The organism is Runella defluvii (assembly GCF_014195535.1).
GTDB lineage: Bacteria > Bacteroidota > Bacteroidia > Cytophagales > Spirosomataceae > Runella > Runella defluvii.
In genome coordinates this window covers 1-21,790 of sequence record NZ_JACIBY010000018.1, presented here as the reverse complement: position 1 = coordinate 21,790, position 21,790 = coordinate 1, and the positions used below count along the sequence as shown (strand labels likewise).

Annotated in this window: 4 protein-coding genes; all 4 read left to right on the top strand. The window is 46.1% G+C overall.

The annotated features are described in order from the left end of the window. The first annotated feature begins 36 nt into the window (after positions 1-36). The gene (locus tag FHS57_RS27210) at positions 37-2,196 is read left to right on the top strand and encodes a fibronectin type III domain-containing protein (protein WP_183979263.1); all 2,160 of its coding nucleotides are present in this window, start codon (positions 37-39) and stop codon (positions 2,194-2,196) included. 10 nt (positions 2,197-2,206) lie between these two features. Continuing rightward, positions 2,207-3,562, top strand: coding sequence for a PKD domain-containing protein (locus tag FHS57_RS27205; protein ID WP_183979261.1), 1,356 nt, complete (start codon positions 2,207-2,209; stop codon positions 3,560-3,562). Between the two features lie 38 nt (positions 3,563-3,600). Then, positions 3,601-17,283: a T9SS type A sorting domain-containing protein gene (locus tag FHS57_RS27200; protein ID WP_183979259.1), complete on the top strand. Its 13,683-nt coding sequence runs from the start codon at positions 3,601-3,603 to the stop codon at positions 17,281-17,283. Between the two features lie 298 nt (positions 17,284-17,581). Beyond that, the coding region (locus FHS57_RS27195) for an Ig-like domain-containing protein (RefSeq protein ID WP_183979257.1) at positions 17,582-21,790 on the top strand (4,209 nt) is incomplete at its 3' end.

The window sequence follows — 21,790 nt, the reverse complement described above, 5'->3', positions numbered from 1 at the left end:
TTTTGTAATCTTAAAACAGTAGTCTGTACTTTCGTTATGTTACTATTCGGATGTTTCCGACTGGCAGCACAAGAAGTCTCCACGAAAGGAGCGATTCAGGTGTATCCTTCCGAAAGGGGGAACCTACTATCCATTTTACCAAAAGACAAAGAAACAGCCTCCTCCGAAGAGTTGTTGAAATCAACAGCTTACTTTAAAATCAACCGCGCTGAGTTATTGCTTACCAATAAGTTTAAGTCTTATCAAAATGTAGGACAAACCAAACGTAGTAAAACCGTAGCTGAGTTGCGGGCCGCTGTGACGTCACAAGGAATAAATGGTATTCAAAAAATCAAAAACCTCGCTTCGGAAGCATCAGTTCAGCACTACTTAGCTACTGAGTATCATTTCGATTCCCTCCTGGTACTAGGCTTTTTTTCGCATAAATACTTGGAAGCATTCGGTATCGCATTCAATGATACAAAGGTCGAAGAAGGCGTCGTCTATTCCTATCAGGCCATTAGAGTAGATAAATCGGGGAAGGAAGAACTTTGGGCAGAAACAAAAATTGTCAGCAAAGTACCAAATCCCCAATTAAACGGGATTAAAATAGTACAAGACACCATCATTTCGAATGATAGCACTGTGGTTTTTAAGTTTCATGCCGATTTTCCAATTGCTGGATTATCTAAATCGGAGACTTTTCCAGCGTACGCACCAATCAACACAAGATTATCGGCAAAAGAACAAAAAAAGAGGGTGAAAGAGCAGAATACCGCTTTCGTCAATTACTTGAATTCATTTCCTATCGAACCCTCAAAAGTTGCGTTTTCTGTTTACTATCAAGAAAATCAAGCGGGCTGGAAATTGTTGTCAAAGTATCAAGCGATGCCCGATACTGCGGGCGTGTTTCGCTTGGGAGCCTTTGTAAAAACAACTCCAGAAGCCTACGTCGAAGTACGTATTATACCCGAGACCTTTGGCGGGGTAACCTCCGATCCTGATTCATCTGAAGTTGTTGGAGCGTATGCCATTTCCCAATCTTCGGTACCGCTCATTTATGCTGTTTCGGGACAGGATTCTACCGATTGTATTAAAATCAAATGGCAAAAACTTCCCTCAAAACCCTATTATTATGGGGTGTTGATTGAAAGAGCAGAGGGTAATAATGAACCCGAACGCTTGTCTATCGCAAGTAATGATACAGACTCGTTTATTGATTATAAAATTAAAGGTGGTTCGATTTATACGTATCAGGTAAAAGCCCTCTTTAACCCCAAACAAAACGTTGCGCAGCGAGTACCTGCCACAACTGTTTTATCAGGCACTACTTTTTCGGCTCCGCTTCCACCTTACAATTTGCGGATTGATACCGCATCCAAAAAAATTCCCACCTTGAAGTGGGATGCCGTCGAAAGTAATTCAAGGTTTGGCTTTGTCGTATATCGAGGAACAAAACCTGACCAATTGAGCCATTTGGGCAACGTGGTTAAGGGAACTGAATTCACGGATTCAACGGGGGTTTTTTCGGCTAGGGTAAAAATGTATTATGCCGTTGTGGCGCAAAATCTCTCACAGGATACCAGCGACTTCTCTAATGTGGTCGCATTTAAGGCCATCATGCCACTTGACATTGCCCCGCCTATGTACCTTAACTACAAATTGGCCAATGGCGATCTATTTCTGGATTGGCCCGAGATGCGCGCGAAAGATAAACTTATCAGTGGCTACCGATTGGAACGAAGAAGCGATTTGGATACTGTGTTTAAAGCAATTGGCCCCAAAACCATTGCTACCAACTTTTTTACCGATACTACATTTAAGCAGGGATATTACCATGAGTACCGAATCGCTTCCGTAGCAGATGACGGACAAATTGGCAATTTCAGCATGGCGTTTGAGGTAGATTTCCCCAAAGAACTTCATGAGGGAGTTTCTACATTTTCCCTGCGAAATACCACGAAAGGTGTCTTGATACAATGGCCATCGGCGGCGCTCTCAACCACCAAAGAATATGTGATTTATCGAAACGACCCTCCCAAAGCACAACTTCGGAAGTTGGCCACTGTGCCCGCTGGAAACTTTGAATACAATGACAAAACCGTCAACGATTCAGGTGCGTATTTGTACGCCATGACTATTGTTGCTCAAGATGGCCGTGAAAGTCAGAAAAGTAAACGAAAATCATTAAAACGCTCCAAACCCACCAAACTTTAGTCCCATACTGATGAAAAAGATAATTCGACTTCTTTTGCTTTTGGTAATAGCGCACCTGCATTTGGCTTGTTTTAAGGAGATGGCGCTTTCGACAACGGCTGATTTTACCATTAAATTCATTGATGACAATAAAGCAGCTCCGACGCGGGTTCTTATTGAGAATACATCCGTAAATGCCGACACATATAAATGGACATTTGAGGGAGCTTCCATTGCTTCTTCCAATCTACAAACACCCCCCGAATTGCTCTTTCGCAAAGAGGGTAAGTATAAAATTACCCTTGAAGTAAGTAATATCGACAGCAAAACGTCGCGCAAGGAAACAACCATCGAAATTGGGAAACCCTTGAGTGCCAAGTTTGGCTTTAGTTTTGACCTCAATAATCTGGCCCCAGCTACGGTAAAATTTAAAAACTCATCAGTCGGCGCTACACGTTACGAATGGTCGTTTGAGAAAGGGGATAAACCTACCTCTACCGAAGAGAACCCCACCGTTATTTTTGCCGAAAAAGGGCAATACAAAGTATCTTTAAAAGCATTCAGTGGTCAAAAATTTGTGCAGTTTGATTCTACCATTTTGGTGGGCGAAAGCTTACAGCCAACTTTTGAGTACGAAACGACGGATTTTAACTTCAACCAAGAAGCGCCCCTTACCATCAAGGTTATTAACAAATCAAAAGGGGCTCTCCAACAAAAATGGAGCGTCAATGATGCCAATGCTAGAATAACGGCCGAAAATGATTCCATAACGACCATCCTACTGCCCGACGCAAAAACCTACAAGGTGACATTGACGGCATCCAACGGAAAAACAAGCAAGACATCTGAAAAAGAGATAGTTGCGAACACCCCCACCAATTTGCTGTACTTTAAAGACATCCCATTTGGGGTGTATGAGGCTTCTACATATTCCAGCTATTTTGTGTCGCGCCGCAAACAGTCCATTGCGGCGGAGGCGTTAGATACGCTCTCTTTTGGTAAAGAGTTAGACATTGTGTTTTTCGCCCAAGATGAAACCCTCGGATACGGGCGGTTTTTATCACCTGACAAAACAGCTAGTCTATTGATGCCTACCATTCCCAAGGCTCAGCGTACTACGTTTATCAATTTGTTGGAGGCTTGTGCTGCTTGTACCCAGATGACCGATGCAAAATTTGACGCCATCAAAACCTCAAAAGACTTTAGCCAATTTGTATTTAAGTTCAGCGACGGCGTCATCGAAGGCTTTGATAAACAAACTACCCCGCGTTATGTGCCCTTCAGAACGGCCGATGGGAGATTGGGTATCATCAAAATTAAAAGTTTTCACACCACTAGCAGCGATAGCTATATCACTACCGACATAAAGGTGTACAGGAAACCCTAAAAATACAATAGACGAACATGTGTAAACGAAGAGAAGATATGAAAAAGTTATATGATTTATGGTTAGGTGTACTGGTAGCCTTTTTACTCCTACCTCTTGGGGAAATCAATGCTCAGGCACTTCCTGGGTGGTGGGGGTGGACGGGAGGTAAGATTCCAATAAGTTCAACTAATGTACGACCAAATACGCCTGTTTACTTAACTCAATCGGGTTGTAATAATAAAGTGAGATGGTTCAATTCTAACGATGAACTTATAGGAGTTGGACAGAGTATTATTGTTTCACAACCAACAGTGGGAGAATATAGCTATTATTTCGAGTGTGATGATATGGTTAGTACCAGTAAAGAAGCTCGTACTTATACATTTACTGTATCTAATGGCCAGAAATCACCTACCCCCAGTGTTACTTTAAATGTTTCAGAGCAGGGGCCAGATCCAACTACCGGAGAAAATTTATTTTTACGTGAGGTTATAGTGACTGGCTGTACAGGGCAGGTAAAATGGGTGTTAGGGGATGTGGTAATGGCTGAAGGTTCAAAATTGGGTGGAATTTATACTGAATATTTTGATCCATTTTCTTTTCAGGAACGTGTTTATTATAAGGTATATTGTACAGAAGCTGGAAAAACAGTAAGTGACGCTGGAGAAATATCTTTTGGCAATGACGATCAAGAAAGTAACTATGGAGGCTATGCTTCCCCAGAATATACTATTTACACAACTCAATTTGATAATAAATTGACACCCAACGTTCCCACGCGTTTGGGAGTTAATTTATGCTATGGTACACTTAGTTGGGAGAAAAATGGGGTAGCTTTTTCTACCGAACGATCACCTTTAGTGACTCCTCAGTGCGGTGACGTGTATAAAGTAAAATGTACGTATAAAAGATGGATATGTTCAGGCTCAGACTCCCCATATAATTCTTATTGTTGCAACCCTAACTCGGGAGGACCTTGTCCAGACATAACAAAAGCGACAGAAATTCCAATTCTTGGAACTACTTTGATTTCAATTTCAGCACACCCACAATCACAGGAAGCCTTGGCAGGTGCGAATATAACCCTCTATGTAACAGCATCAAATAGCGGAGGTTATCAATGGAGGAAAAATGGAATCAACATAGATGGCGCAATAAACAGTTATTATACAATAGTAAACAGTAAAGTAGTAGATGCTGGTGATTATGACGTAATTGTAAAGGGAGCTAATGCCTGTTCGGCGGATAAAATAAGTAATAAAGCCACCATTACGGTAGTTGGTGGTGCTACCCTTACCATGAGTAGCACGGCTGTGACTTGTAATGGTGGTAACAATGGGACTGCAACGGTAAATGCCACAGGAGGCACGCCGCCTTATAATTACTCCTGGTCAAATGGTGGAAATACAGCTACTATAACAGGACTCACAGCAGGCAACTATGCCGTCACGGTTATGGATGCGAGTGGCGTTGTGAAGTCGAGTAGTGTAGTAGTGACCGAACCTCCAGCTTTGGTAGTAAACCCAAGCAATACGCCCGTAAAATGTAACGGTGGTAACGACGGAACAGCTACCGTAAATGTAAGCGGCGGAACAGGTTCGTACACTTATTCGTGGAGCGGAGGAGTGACAAGTACCACCAATACTGCCACGGGTTTAGTCGCAGGAACGTACACCGTTACAGTCAAAGATGCTAATAATTGTGAGAAAAGCGTCGCCATTACCATCACAGAACCATCGGCTATCGTAATGACACCGAGTAGCACGCCTGTTAAATGTAAAAACGGCAACGACGGAACAGCGACTGTAACCGTAACTGGTGGTACAGGCCCCTATACCTATACATGGAGTGGGGGCGTAACGAGCACCACCAATACTGCCACAGGGCTAGCCGCAGGTAGTTATACCGTTACTGTCAAAGATGCCAACAACTGCCAGAAGAGTACTACAATCACGATTAATGAACCCGCTACGTTATTGACTGTAAGCATTGCTAACTCAACCAATATTAGTTGTTTTGGGGCTAATAATGGAACAGCTACTGGCCAAATATCAGGGGGAAATACTCCTTATACCTATTTGTGGAGCAACGGTACTACCAACCTAACGGCGACAAATTTGGGCGCTGGAGTCAATACGCTGCAAGTAACCGATGCTAATGGCTGTACCAAAAGTGCTTCAGTTACGATTGTGGAGCCTGCGGCTATTGTACTAACTCCAAGTAGCACTGCGGTAAAGTGTTTTGGTGGAAACGATGGAACAGCGACCGTAACAGCAAGTGGGGGAACGGGGTCATACACTTACTCATGGAGCGGAGGAATAACGAGTACGACAAATACGGCCACAGGGCTGACCGCAGGGACATACACTGTCACCGTCAAAGATGCCAATAATTGCCAAAAAAATATCAACATAACTGTTACTGAACCCTCAGCACTTGTTTTAACACCTAGCAGTACGGCCGCCACTTGTAACGGAGGAACTGACGGAACGGCTAGTGTCACTGTCAATGGCGGAACGGGGCCATATACCTATACATGGAGTGGTGGCAGTATAAGTACCACCAATACAGCCACTGGCTTAACAGCAGGGACTTATACCGTACTCGTCAAAGATGCTAATAACTGTCAAAAGAGTATCACTATCACAGTAGCAGAACCTGCGCCTTTGGCACTTACCTCAAGCAGTACTCCTGTAAAATGTAAAGGAAGTAATGATGGAACTGCAACTGTAACTGCCAGCGGAGGTACAGGTTCGTACACTTACTCATGGAGTAATGGAATAACAAGCACTTCCAACACAGTAACAGGCTTGACCTCAGGTAGTTACACAGTTACAGTGAAAGATGCTAATAATTGCCAAAAAAGTATCACGATTGTTGTCAGTGAACCATCAACTTTACTAACTGTTAGTATTGCCAATTCAACCAATATTAGTTGTTATGGAGCTAACAACGGAACGGCTACTGGTCAAGTGACGGGAGGAGTTAGTCCGTACTCGTATTTATGGAGTAATGGCAGTACTGACCTTTTAGCAACAAACCTAGGGCCAGGAAATCATACACTTCAAGTAACCGATGCTAATGGATGTATCAAAACGGCTGAGATTGAATTTTTAGAACCACCAGCTATTTTTATTACGCCAAGCACTACGGCTGTTACATGTTTTGGAGGAAGTAATGGAACGGCAAGTGTAACCGTGAACGGTGGCACAGGAACCTATACCTACTTATGGAGTAATGGCAGTACAACCAGTTCCGTAGCAGGTTTATCAGCAGGTGTATATACAGTCATGGTTAAAGATTCTAAAAATTGTCAAAAGACCATTGATATTACTATTACTGAACCAGACGAACTGTTATTATCATCAGGTAGTACAAATATAAGTTGCAACGGAGCCAATGATGGAGTTGCAAGCGTTACGGTAAATGGAGGAACTGCTCCCTACACTTACGCGTGGAGTGGTGGAATTACGAATACTACTAGCATGGTATCAGGCTTGGCGGCAGGCACCTACACCGTCACGGTCAAAGATGCCAATAATTGCACGAAGAGTATAGCCATTACCATTACAGAACCTGCGGGCGTCATACTTACTACCAGCAGCACCCCTGCCAAGTGTAAAAACGGCAACGACGGTACGGCTACCGTAACTGTAAGCGGCGGAACTGCTCCTTATACCTATTCGTGGAGTGGTGGCATTACCAGCACCACAAATACCGCCACGGGACTAACCGCAGGCACCTACACCGTCACCGTCAAAGACGCCAACAACTGTTCAAAAAGCATTGCCATCACTGTTGGAGAGCCTAGCACCTTGCTCACTGTCACCATTCCTGCCCCAACCAACATCAGTTGCAACGGTGCCAACGATGGTATCGCTACGGGAAATGTGTCGGGTGGAAGTGCCCCTTACACTTACCTGTGGAGCAATGGAAACACCAACCTAACGGCCAATAACCTACCCGCAGGAAGCAACACCCTGCAAGTCACCGACGCCAACGGCTGTATCAAAACTGCCTCGGCCACCATTTCCGAACCTGCCGCCATCGCACTTGTACCAAGTAGCACACCTGTCAAATGCAAAAGTGGAAACGACGGGGTGGCCAGCGTCACTGCCAGTGGAGGCGCGGGGGGGTACACCTATTCGTGGAGCAGCGGTATCACTAGCACCACCAACACCGCCACAGGTTTAGTGGCAGGCACCTACACCGTCACGGTCAAAGATGCCAATAATTGTACCAAGAGTATAGCCATTACCGTTACCGAACCCGACGCGCTGAGTTTGGTATCAAACAGCACGGCCACCAAATGTAACGGAGGCAACGACGGAACCGCCAGCGTAACCGTCAGCGGTGGTGTTGCTCCCTACACTTACGCGTGGAGTGGTGGAATTACGAATACTACTAGCATGGTATCAGGCTTGGCGGCAGGCACCTACACCGTCACGGTCAAAGATGCCAATAATTGCACGAAGAGTATAGCCATTACCATTACAGAACCTGCGGGCGTCATACTTACTACCAGCAGCACCCCTGCCAAGTGTAAAAGCGGCAACGACGGTACGGCTACCGTAAACGCCAGCGGCGGAACCGCCCCTTACACCTATTCGTGGAGTGGTGGCATTACCAGCACCACAAATACCGCCACGGGACTAACCGCAGGCACCTACACCGTCACCGTCAAAGACGCCAACAACTGTTCAAAAAGCGTTGCCATCACTGTTGGAGAGCCTAGCACTTTATTGACCGTCACCATTCCTGCCCCAACCAACATCAGTTGTAACGGTGCCAACGATGGTATCGCTACGGGAAATGTGTCGGGTGGAAGTGCCCCTTACACTTACCTGTGGAGCAATGGAAACACCAACCTAACGGCCAATAACCTACCCGCAGGAAGCAACACTCTGCAAGTCACCGACGCCAACGGCTGTATCAAAACCCAGTCAGTGAGTATTTCTGAACCTGCTGCCATCGTACTTGTACCAAATAGCACCCCTGTCAAATGCAAAAGTGGAAACGACGGGGTGGCCAGCGTCACTGCCAGTGGAGGTGCGGGGGGGTACACCTATTCGTGGAGCAGCGGTATCACTAGCACCACAAACACCGCCACAGGTTTAGTGGCAGGCACCTACACCGTCACGGTCAAAGATGCCAATAATTGTACCAAGAGTATAGCCATTACCGTTACCGAACCCGACGCGCTGAGTTTGGTATCAAACAGTACGGCCACCAACTGTAACGGAGGCAACGACGGAACCGTCAGCGTAACCGTCAGCGGTGGGGTTGCTCCCTACACTTACTCGTGGAGTGGAGGAATCACCAGTACCACTAACACCGCCACAGGGCTGACCGCAGGCACCTACACCGTCACGGTCAAAGATGCCAATAATTGCACCAAGAGTATAGCCATTACCATTACAGAACCTGCGGGCGTCATACTTACTACCAGCAGCACCCCTGCCAAGTGTAAAAACGGCAACGACGGTACGGCTACCGTAACTGTAAGCGGCGGAACTGCTCCTTACACCTATTCGTGGAGTGGTGGCATTACCAGCACCACAAATACCGCCACGGGACTATCCGCAGGCACCTACACCGTCACCGTCAAAGACGCCAACAACTGTTCAAAAAGCATTGCCATCACTGTTGGAGAGCCTAGCACCTTGCTCACCGTCACCATTCCTGCCCCAACCAACATCAGTTGCAACGGTGCCAACGATGGTATCGCTACGGGAAATGTGTCGGGTGGAAGTGCCCCTTACACTTACCTGTGGAGCAATGGAAACACCAACCTAACGGCCAATAACCTACCCGCAGGAAGCAACACCCTGCAAGTCACCGACGCCAACGGCTGTATCAAAACCCAATCAGTGAGTATTTCTGAACCTGCTGCCATCGTACTTGTACCAAGTAGCAACCCTGTCAAATGCAAAAGTGGAAACGACGGAGTAGCCAGCGTCACTGCCAGTGGAGGCGCGGGGGGGTACACCTATTCGTGGAGCAGCGGTATCACTAGCACCGCAAACACCGCCACAGGTTTAGTGGCAGGCACCTACACCGTCACGGTCAAAGATGCCAATAATTGTACCAAGAGTATAGTCATTACCGTTACCGAACCCGACGCGCTGAGTTTGGTATCGAGCAGTACGGCCATCCAATGCAACGGCGGCAACGACGGAACCGTCAGCGTAACCGTCAGCGGTGGTGTTGCTCCCTACACTTACTCGTGGAGTGGAGGAATCACCAGTACCACTAACACCGCCACAGGGCTGACCGCAGGTACCTACACCGTCACGGTCAAAGATGCCAATAATTGCACCAAGAGTATTGCCATTACCATTACAGAACCTGCGGCGATTGTACTCACCCCAAGCAGTAGCCCCGTCAAATGTAAAGGCGGCAACGACGGTACGGCCACCGTCAGTTTGACTGGAGGAACTGCACCTTATATATTTTCATGGAGTGGCGGTATTACTAGTACCTCCAACTTCGCCACGGGGCTGGCCGCAGGCACCTACACGGTCACGGTCAAAGATGCCAAAAACTGCCAAAAAAGCACTAGTATCACCGTCACCGAGCCAGCAACTAGCCTCACCTTAACCTCAACCGCTACTGCTGTTAAATGCAACGCTGGTAATGATGGTACAGCCACTGTCAATGTAAGCGGTGGTACAGCCCCCTACAGCTATACTTGGAGTGGTGGTATAACGAGCACTACTAATACTGCGACAGGCTTGGTCGCTGGAAACTACACGGTGACCGTCAGAGATGCGAACAACTGTCTAAAAAGCGTCGTAATTTCTGTTGGTGCACCAACTCCCATTGTACTTTCGCCAAGCAGCACCCCAGCCAAATGCAAAGGTGGCAACGACGGAACCGCAAGTATCAGTGTTAGTGGAGGAATCGCTCCCTACTCCTATTCGTGGAGCGGCGGCATTACCAGTACGACAAACACCGCTACTGGTTTAGTGGCTGGTACTTATACCGTCATCGTTAAAGATGCTAACAATTGTCAAAAGAATATCACTGTCACTGTGACCGAGCCCAATGAGTTAGTCTTGACTCCTAGCACTACAGCTGTTAAATGCAACGACGGCAACGATGGAACCGCAAGCGTAACCGTCAGCGGTGGTGTTGCCCCCTACACCTACTCGTGGAGTGCTGGCATCACTAGCACCACTAATACCGCCACGGGGTTAGTAGCAGGTACCTATACAGTCACGGTCAAAGACGCCAACAACTGTACAAAGAGTGTAGCCATAGTAGTCACTAATCCAGCGCCTATCGCTTTCCTTCCTAGTAGTGTCTCTGTTAAATGTAAAGGAGGTACGGACGGCGCGGCAGGAGTTACCGTTAGCGGAGGTACTGCCCCTTACACCTATTCATGGAGTGGGGGAGTCACTAGCACCACTAACACCGCCACTGGCTTGGCCGCAGGCACCTACACGGTCACGGTCAAAGATGCCAACAACTGTCAAAAAAGTAGTAGTATCACCGTCACCGAGCCAGCAACTAGCCTCACCTTAACCTCAACCGCTACTGCTGTTAAATGCAACGCTGGTAATGATGGTACAGCCACTGTCAATGTAAGCGGTGGTACAGCCCCCTACAGCTATACTTGGAGTGGTGGTATAACGAGCACTACTAATACTGCGACAGGCTTGGTCGCTGGAAACTACACGGTGACCGTCAGAGATGCGAACAACTGTCTAAAAAGCGTCGTGATTTCTGTTGGTGCACCAACTCCTATTGTACTTTCCCCAAGCAGCACCCCAGCCAAATGCAAAGGTGGCAACGACGGAACAGCAAGTATCAGTGTCAGTGGCGGAATCGCTCCCTACTCCTATTCGTGGAGCGGAGGCATTACCAGTACGATAAACACCGCCACTGGTTTAGTAGCTGGTAGCTATACAGTTACCGTCAAAGATGCTAACAATTGTCAAAAGAATATCACTGTCACTGTGACCGAGCCCAATGAGTTAGTCTTGACTCCTAGCACTACAGCAGTTAAATGTAACGGCAGTAACGATGGAACCGCCAGCGTAACCGTCAACGGTGGTGTTGCCCCCTACACCTACTCGTGGAGTGCTGGCATCACTAGCACCACTAATACCGCCACGGGGTTAGTAGCAGGTACCTATACAGTCACGGTCAAAGACGCCAACAACTGTCAAAAAACTATCGCCATCACCGTCTCCGAACCAACTGTATTGATGCTGGCTTCGAGTGGTACATCAGTTAAATGTAAAGCAGGGACGGATGGCACGGCCACAGTGAGTGCCAGTGGTGGCACCGCACCCTACACCTACGCATGGAGCAACGGCAGCACCAGCGCCACGGCCACGGGCTTAGCCGCAGGTACTTACACGGTGACGGTCAAAGATGCCAATAACTGCCAAAAGAGTAGTAGTGTTACCATCAGTGAACCCGAGGCCTTGGTGTTAGTACCGAGCAGTGTTGCCGTAAAATGCAGCGGCGACGGTACGGCAATGGTCTCTGTGAGCGGTGGTGTAAGTCCTTACACTTATTCGTGGGACAAAGGAGTAACCAGCACCACCAATGTAGCCTCAGGCTTGCCAGCGGGCACCTACACGGTGACAGTAAAAGATGCCAACAACTGTGAGAAAAGTGTTAAAATTACCATTGACCAACCAGCAAGTATTACCTTAACATCAAGCACAGTGGCGGTTAAGTGTAAAGGAGGAAAGGACGGATCAGCCAGTGTAACAGTAAATGGAGGAGAAGCTCCTTATACCTACTCATGGAGTAATGGTAGCACCAGCGCCACGGCCACAGGCTTGGCGGCAGGTACCTATAGGGTCTTAGTCAAAGATGTAAATGGCTGCGAAAAAAGCATCGATATCAGCGTTACTGAACCCGAGGCACTTACATTAGCGTCAACGAGTATTTCGGTAAAGTGCAAAGGGGGGAGAGACGGAGTGGCTAGCGTCAGCGTAAGTGGCGGAACGGCACCTTACACCTATGCGTGGAGTAACGGCATTACCAGTACCACCAACACCGCCACGGGCTTGACCGCAGGTACCTACACCGTGACAGTCAAAGATGCTAACAACTGTCAACAGAGCACTCTAGTGAGTGTGACTGAACCAACGGCTTTGAGCGCTATTACCAGTAGTGAAAATGTTAAATGCAAAGGCGGTAACGACGGAACAGCCAGCGTCAGCGTCAGCGGGGGGACCGCTCCCTATAGCTATGCGTGGAGTGGGGGTATTACCAGCACCACCCAAACCGTAACGGGTTTAGCTGCAGGTACCTACACAGTCACAATCAAAGATGCCAATGGTTGCCAACAGTTAACCACCGTGAGTGTAGGCGAACCTGCTTTGGCTCTCTCGTTGAGCTCGGCCAGTACCGCGGTTAAATGTAATGGCGGCAACGATGGAGCAGTCAGTGTCAATGTGAGCGGTGGCACGGTACCTTATACCTATGCGTGGAGTGGGGGTATTACCAGCACCACCCAGTCCGCGACGGGTTTAGTCGCAGGCACTTATACGGTCACGGTCAAAGATGCCAATGGTTGCCAAAAGAGCATAACTATCACCGTCAGCGAACCTACGGGTATGGTGCTAACTGCTACGAGCGAACCTGCCAAGTGTTTTGGAGCAAAGGACGGGATTGCCAGCGTGAGTGTTAGTGGCGGTACGGCACCGTACACCTACGCTTGGAGTGGAAGCATTACCAGTACAACGAACATCGCTACGGGCTTGGCCGCAGGAGCGTACACGGTCATCGTCAAAGATGCTAACAATTGCCAAAAAACGCTAACCATCACGGTGAACCAGCCAGTGGCGTTGGTGTTGACCTCGGCCACTACTACCGTCAAATGCAACGGCGGCAACGACGGTACGGCCACCGTGAGTGTGAGTGGTGGCACCACGCCGTACAGCTACGTATGGAGCAATGGCATTACCAGCACGACCAACACCGCCACGGGCTTGGCCGCAGGTACTTACACGGTGACAGTCAAAGATGCCAATAACTGTCAACAAAGCACTAACATTACGGTTGTTCAGCCCGCAGGAATGGTCCTAACTCCGACGGTTGTAGCCGTCAAATGCAAAGGCGGCACCGATGGTGCGGCGAGCATTGAGGTAACAGGTGGCACAGCCCCCTATACTTATGCTTGGAATGGAGGTATCACAAGTACGTCCAACTCGGCCACGGATTTAGCCGCAGGTACATACACGGTAACGGTGAAAGATGCCAACAACTGCCAACAGACTATCTCTATCACCATTTCCGAGCCAGCGGCGTTGGTGCTAACTCCAAGCAGTACTGCGGCCAATTGTGCCGGTAGTACCGACGGTACGGCCAGCGTAGCCGTGAGCGGCGGAACAGCCCCTTACAGTTACACCTGGAGCGGAGGTATTACGAGTACAACTAATACGGCTAAAGGCTTGGCAGCAGGGACTTACACTGTGACGGTCAAGGATGCCAATAACTGCCAACAGACAGTTTCTATCACCATCACCGAACCTGACGCAGCTACACGTATGGTACTCACAACCGATGTGCGTCAAATCCGATGCTTTGGTGGCACAGGAAGTGCCACGGTGGCAGTGACGGGTGGAATAAGCCCCTATACTTACGTGTGGAGCAACGGAGCTACTACCCCCGAACTCACCAACGCCACAGCAGGGGAGTACACCGTAATTGTGAAAGATGCTAAAGGATGCACTACGGCGAAAATAGTAACTATAGTGAGCCCAACGGAGATGGTATTGACCCCTACCATTGTAGATGTGAAATGTACCTCTGAAGCTACAGGTAGAATTCTTATTAGTGTAGCTGGAGGAACAGCTCCTTATACCTACTTGTGGAGCAATGGGGCTAAAACTTCGGCAGTTACGGGATTACGGGCAGGAGTATATAGGGTAACAGTTTCTGACGCTACCAACTGTTCAAAAACGATGGAGGTTACTATTACAGAACCCCAAGAGAAACTACAACAATTAATTTTCCAAAGTAATGTTACTTGCAAAGGCGGCGCCAACGGTCAGTTAACCTCTTTTTCTTTTGGAGGAACAGCCCCTTATACTTATTTATGGAGCAACGGGTCAACTAACCAAACAATTGAAAATTTAGTAGCAGGTACTTATTCTGTCAAATTAACCGACGCTAATAACTGTGTAGTAGATTCTCAAGCTGTGGTCAAAGAGCCCCAAAGTTCAATAAGCATTGTATCAAAAATTGTAAGTCCACCCTGTAAAGGGGATGTTGGCCTTATCGAACTAAAGGCAACTGGTGCTAACGGAGGAACTGATCCGCTACAGTTTTATTATCTATGGTCTGACGGTTTCATGGGAAGCACTAGAGTTGGTAAGGCAGGTATTTATACCGTTGAAGTAATCGACTTGTTGGGGTGCTCAAAGGTCGAGTCTTTTAAAATCGAAGAACCACTTCAAAGCTTAACGCTTACGACTGATATTACTGCCGAAAAATGTTTTGATTCTAAAAATGGTACAGCTGTAGTTACGGCTATCGGTGGAGTTGCTCCGTATCAATATCTTTGGAGTACGGGAGATACTACATTTCAGATTTCAAACTTCCAAAAAGGGGGAATATCAGTAAGAGTAACTGATAAAAATGGATGTACCAGAGAAACGTATCAATTTGTAAATGGTCCCGAGCCCCTACAAGTAAGCACTGATGTAACCGATGTACTTTGCTATGACGGCAAAGATGGAAAAATCAGAGTGAATATCAGTGGTGGCACGTCGCCAATGGAAGTTTCTGTGAGAGGAAATGATATTACAACGGGAATAAATCTAGGCTTGACCAACGAAGTATCATCGCTGAAAGCAGGTACCTACCAAATCACGGGTAAGGATAAAAATGGATGTGTGTCGCCAGCCCAAGAAGTAACTATAAACCAACCATTAACGCCACTGACAGTTTCTTTGGTAGAAGCCACCTCACCAAGAGGATTTGGCTTGGCAGATGGTAAACTACAATTAGTCGTAAAAGGGGGAACTTCTCCATCAGGTTATTACACAAACACCTGGCAGGTGAACGGCACTCCATTTGACAATGTTACGACAACGACTTCAGGAACTGATTTTACCATTCAATCATCATCAGCTGTTGGCGGAAGTTATACGGTGACAGTAACTGATAATAATTACGAATTGGCAACGGATAAGAAAGGTTGTAGGGTTGACTACACGTATTTCTTGAAACAACCTGATAAGTTAATGGCTACCTCAATTGTGTATAAAAAGCCTTCATGTGCGGGTAAAATTGATGGTGAAATCGGAGCATTTATCAAAGGAGGTGTACCCATATCAGAATCAGGGACTTTCTCAGAACGGTATAAGCTTCAATGGTTTAGAAAAATCAATGAAGAACTTGTTGACTTAAATACAAATGAAGATTTTATTAAAAATGCAGAAAGTGGCATTTATGTAGTGAAGGTTACGGATAAAAATGATATTTCGGCAACTTTCGAACTAGAACTCACCCCTACACCAAGTATCTACGCCATTTTCCGTACGATAGGGCCACAGTGTAAAAATCAAAAGACAGGGGGAATTGAGTTGGTCAACATTGAAGGTGGAGTAGCCCCCTACACAATTACTTGGAATAAGGGCTTGTCAGGACCTAATTTGAGTAACCTTGAGGCGGGTAACTATTATGCTATCATTAAAGATAAAAATGGTTGTTACGGCGAAGCAGCAGTTGTCTTAAAAGAGGAATTTGATTTCTCAATTAATTTGGTGGCTAAAAAAGACCTAGTTTGTAAGGGCAATTGCGAAGGCGAACTAGAGGTGAAAATTACTGGTACAGGTGCTTTAAATCCATACTCATTTAGCTGGCAAAATGGATCGACTACTCAAAAAATCACAAAACGATGCGCTGGTATTTATACTGCGACCGTGGCTAATTCGAGAGGATGTAGAGTATCAAAATCATTTGAAATTAAAGAGCCAGAAAACGCATATACCATTGAGGTTTCTAATGACTTACTGTTTTGTGCTAGTTCGGAGGTTGAAGTTAATGCTACACAGACCGGTGCAAAAGCGTACAGTTGGACACTTCCCGATGGTAAGCTACTTTCAACCCCTGTAGCATCAATTGGCCAGTCGGGTCAGTACAAGGTCGAAGTGACCAACGCACTTGGTTGCAAGGCTAGTGATGTATTTAATGTAACGATTGTTGATGTAAAAACGACCGCTACTTTCGCAATGTCTTTCATTGGCTTAGTTGGTGAACGAATTTATGCCGTCAATCTGACACCGTCAATACCTGTAAGATGGCGTGTATCTTCAGAGCTAAAAATTGATTATGAAGGTACCGATCAGCTAGTTTTTAGTGCTCAAAAACCAGGAGAATATAAAATAGAAATGATTGCTCCTGAAGATGGCTGTGAAGCTGTCGTAAGCAAAACAATTACGATTTTCACTCCCCCAAACGGTAGAATTGCTCCAAATGGCCTGTCAGATGAGTCAAGTACAACTAAGGATCAAGAAGAAGCATTTATTGTTTACCCCAATCCTGTCACCAACGTGCTTCGCTTGAAAGTGCAAGAGAGCAAGGGGGAAGTAGTCCAAACTTCGTTGATGGATGCTTCGGGTCGAGAGGTAGTACGCCGCCAATTTATGCCAGAGACGAATACCCATCAAGAAGAGTTTGGCGTCAGCGAATTACCAGCTGGAATCTATTTCTTGAAGATAACAACCTCTGAGAAACAAGTGGTGCTGAAGGTAGTGAAGCGGTAGTTTTGAGACAAAATTAAAGTGTTGGCCCTCTTCAAAATAGTTGGAGAGGGCTTTTTTGTGAGGTAGCCAATTGGTAGATAAAAATAATTGTGAGTTCTTATTGGTACGTTGATAAGGCAGTGCATTTAGATTTTTTAGTATATAAATGGTATGTTAACAATATGGTTAATAATATGCAAAACAAAGAGTTAATACAGAATAAATTATTGAAAAAATACTATTTTTTTGAAAAAAAATAATGATGGAATTTTGTGGCTAAATTCTATACTTTTCATCACTACTTCAAACCTATCCTATCATGAGTAAATTACTACACCTAAGACAGCATTGGCGAATGATAATGTTGTCGGTAGTCGTACTGATTGGCATTTCGCAAAGACTTATTGCTCAAAATATCTTCTCGGGCGAGCCAGTGCAAGTAGTAGGTAAATTTAATGGATATTCAACCATTCCGTACAATTCAGACTATCGAACGATGTCATTTCGTCTGGTTTCGACCTCAGTGGGTACCCCAATAGATGGCCGAGGACAGTGGGTGACGACCATCAATGCCCAAGCGTCAGGAGGAAACATTCTGCCCGTAAATATGACGGGTGGATCTAGTGAAGGCTTTCTTTTTATATCGGGATCATCAAGTAATCGTTTTCAAAATAAATGGGGCTTTTCGGGCGTTGGACAAGGCGCTTTAAATGTAATTAATAACTTTTCAGCCTATAATTCGGGACAAGATATGGGGCTGAATATGAGTGCCACGGGGTATTATACATTTGTTTTTAATGATGTAGGTTATACCAATACCAACGCCAAATTTTACGTTGGACTTACGTCGGCAGCCCCTGTTTCCATTAATTCGGTGTCGGCAACTCCCGCCAATGACGGAACAGGCACAGTTCTCATCTCAACTTCTGGCCCAGTGTCGCCCGAAGAAAAGGTTTTTGTCCGTTACGTACTAGCGGGTTCCAATGATTTTTCGGGGAGTACCAGCACTTCCATGGTAGAGGCAACAGGTACTGGAACGAGTTATTCTGCTATTATTCCCGCTCAGCCCAACAATACTGTTGTAAAGTACTATGTTTTTACCTCCACTCGTACGCTGAGTCAGTTGTCGTCTGATTCAGAGATGAATAAAACCCTATCAACACTACGATACAACGATAATTCGGGAGCAAACTATACTTTTACAACGTGTGTTTCACCTGCTCCAACGGCAGTAACTCCTCAATCGTTTTGCTCTTCCATCAACCCAACCGTGGCAAGCCTTGCTGCAACGGGTTCGTCGATAAAATGGTACGATGCTGCTTCCAATGGTAATCAATTGGCTACGACTACTGCTTTGTCTTCGACCAATTATTATGTTTCACAAACAATCAATGGATGCGAGAGTAGTCGTAGCCAAGTTATGGTAACTATTACGAGTAGTGTCACTCCCGCTGTGTTGATAAATGCTTCATCTACAGCGATTTGTTCGGGTGGAGTGGTGACTTTTACCCCAGTCCCAACCAATGGAGGAACGACCCCTACTTATCAGTGGAAGAAAAACGAGGCAGATGTGGCTATTGGAAGCTCGTTTGCTCCCAATAACTTGGTGAATGGGGATAAAATAAAAGTGGTAATGACCAGTAATGATGCTTGTGCAAGTCCAACCACTGCTACCAGCAATGAAATTACAATTTCTGTTGAAGCAACGCCTGCTACCCCAACCGCGACAGTTACGCAGCCGACCTGTACCACAACTACGGGGAGTATAACCATCACTGCCCCTGCCAGCGGAGTTCAGTATAGTTTTGACAATGGTGCAATCTACGGAGCGACCAATGTTCTAACGGGAGTATCACCCAATACTTATTATTTAAAAGTGAAAAGTTCGGGGGCAGGTTGTGAATCGGCATCGGCGTCGGTGGTGATTAATTCTCAACCAAGTTCTCCCAGTGTTTCGAATGTATCGACGACATTGCCAGTCAATTGTAGTGGAGGGTCAATCACCGTTACTGCTTCAGGTGCTTCTGAATACTCCATCAATGGGGGTACAAGCTATCAAGCAAGTAATACATTTTCGGGTTTAGGATGTGGGGCCTATGCTATCAAAGTGCGCAATGCAAGCGGTTGTGAAGCTAGCTACACAAACAACCCAGTGGCTTTCTCTGCCCCCGCCACTGCCACGTTTTTAATGCAGGGTTTTAATTACGATTTTCCCAAGGCGGGAGCAGGCTTTACATGGGCTGACACTCTCCGTCTAAAAGCAGCTTGCCTTAAAAAAGCGGGATTTACGCACCTTTGGTTTCCTGGACACTACGGGAAAGGTGCCTATAGTTCTGGCTATGACCCCCGCGACTTGTACATGGGTGAAACTACGGGGATGGGAACGCCCGCTCAAATTCGGGCTATGATTACGGAGCTAAACAACCAGGGAATCGACCCGATGGGCGATTTTATTTATAACCACCGTGATGGTGGCTCGGCGGAAAAAAACCCTGCGGTAGAGGAATACATTCAATACAAAGCAGGGGGAGCTAAAAAACCTTACCCTTCGGATCGTTATCATGTCGTGATTCCTTTGGGAGGTAGTTCGGGGAACGGTGCAGGCGACTATTATATCAATATCAACTCCCGTTCGGGAACTTATAGTGGCTCTAAGTACATGTTTTATGCGACAACGGCGACCAAAGGAGGAAGCCGATGGAGCCCTTTACTTTCTCCCGATGGAAGTGCAACTGAGCAAGGAGGGGCTTTCACCGTTGATTTAGGTCGTAATTACGAAACAACGATTGATAATAACGGTGATTCAGATGAATTTAAGGTGACAATTACCAATGCAGATTTTAATGCCGCAGGGGATCAGTTGATTATTTATATGGTAAATACCAATGGGTATGCCGACCAACGTATTTGGAAGGTTTGGAATGGTACGGCAGACTTAGTGGGAAAAAGTGGTGGTACGGGAGCAGCCAATGTCGCTAATGTCTATAACGATGTGGTGGAATACCATACATATACCGACTTTTCAAACATGCCAAGCGGGCTGGGAAATATGAACTGGGATTATTTTCGTCCCAATTATAATCCTGTAATGACAGGAACAACAGGAAATTGGAACGTTGATTGTCTATGCCCTGATTGGAGCCAAAACAGCATGGATTATTTTTATGATTATGATCATTTACAAACCAAAACGGCAAATGCTCTCATTGATTGGACCAAATGGAATTTTACAAATTTGGGAATAAAATCCATTCGTATGGACGCCGTTAAGCACTTAGATGCGTCGTTTTTTGGCAATATGCTCAACCAACTTAATGCCTCTGGACAGGTCCCAAGTATGGTAATTGGGGAGTATTATGATGCAAGTCCGTCGGTGTTACAAGGGTGGATTCGGGATGTGTATAATACGGGCTTTAACTCTAGTTTACCAGCTTCAACCCAGCCACGGGTATTTGATTTTACGTTGCGAGAAACGCTACGAAATTTTACCAACAATCGCTTAAGTGCAGGAGACGTTCGACAAATATTTACGGCTGGACTAGTAGGAGGAAATTATTTGAGTGCCAACAATGTCGTTACTTTTTTGAACAACCACGATTTTCGTAATAATTACGGTGCCAGCGACGGTGGAGCTTTAATTTGGTACGATCCCATGTTGGCCTACGCGTATTTACTGACCAATAATCAAATCGGAGTTCCTACGGTGTATTACGATGATTACTACGGGTACCCAGCGGCCTCATCAGCCCATTATCATAGCTATATGCCTACGACATTAACTCCCATGAAGTGTGAAATAGATGCGTTGATGGAGGTACATAAAAAGTATATTTTCGGTTCACCAAGCCTAACGCGCTTGAATGCAAGTGGAAGCGGTTACGCAAGTAATTATTCATCAGCTTCGGCCGATAAAGCTTTGATATATCAATTACAAGGCCCAAGTAGTACTAATAAGGATATTATTGTGGCAATTAATTTTAGTGACTCCTATCTTAAAGTGGATCATGCTATCAATACGAGGGGAGGAAGCATTGCAACAGGGGCACGTTTTACTGATATGCTTAGGCGCTCGGCATTCCCTTATGCTCAAGTCAATGCCAGTGGACAAATCTACATCGAACTTCCACCTAGAAGTTATTCAGTTTGGGTGCAAGGGTCAGATGTTCCTATTACGCCAAAACCTACGGCAACAGCAAGTACGGGCGTTTGTGTAGGAGGGACGCTAAATTTGGCAGGAGGAGTTGAAAGCAATAGCACATTGACGGATGTTTCGTATAGTTGGACAGGCCCTGATGGATTTACATCAACGGCACAAAACCCACAGCTGTCGAGTGTAACCGCTGCGAAAGCAGGGGTTTATACGTTGACGGTGAGGTACAATTGTGCTTTTTGTCAAAGTACTTCAACGACAATCAATGTATCAATTAATCCACAACCAACAGTCAGCACACCATCAACAAGTGTGTGCCTTGGAAGTACCATCACGTTGAGTCCAACGAGCGGCGGTACATGGACAAGCAGCGATGAT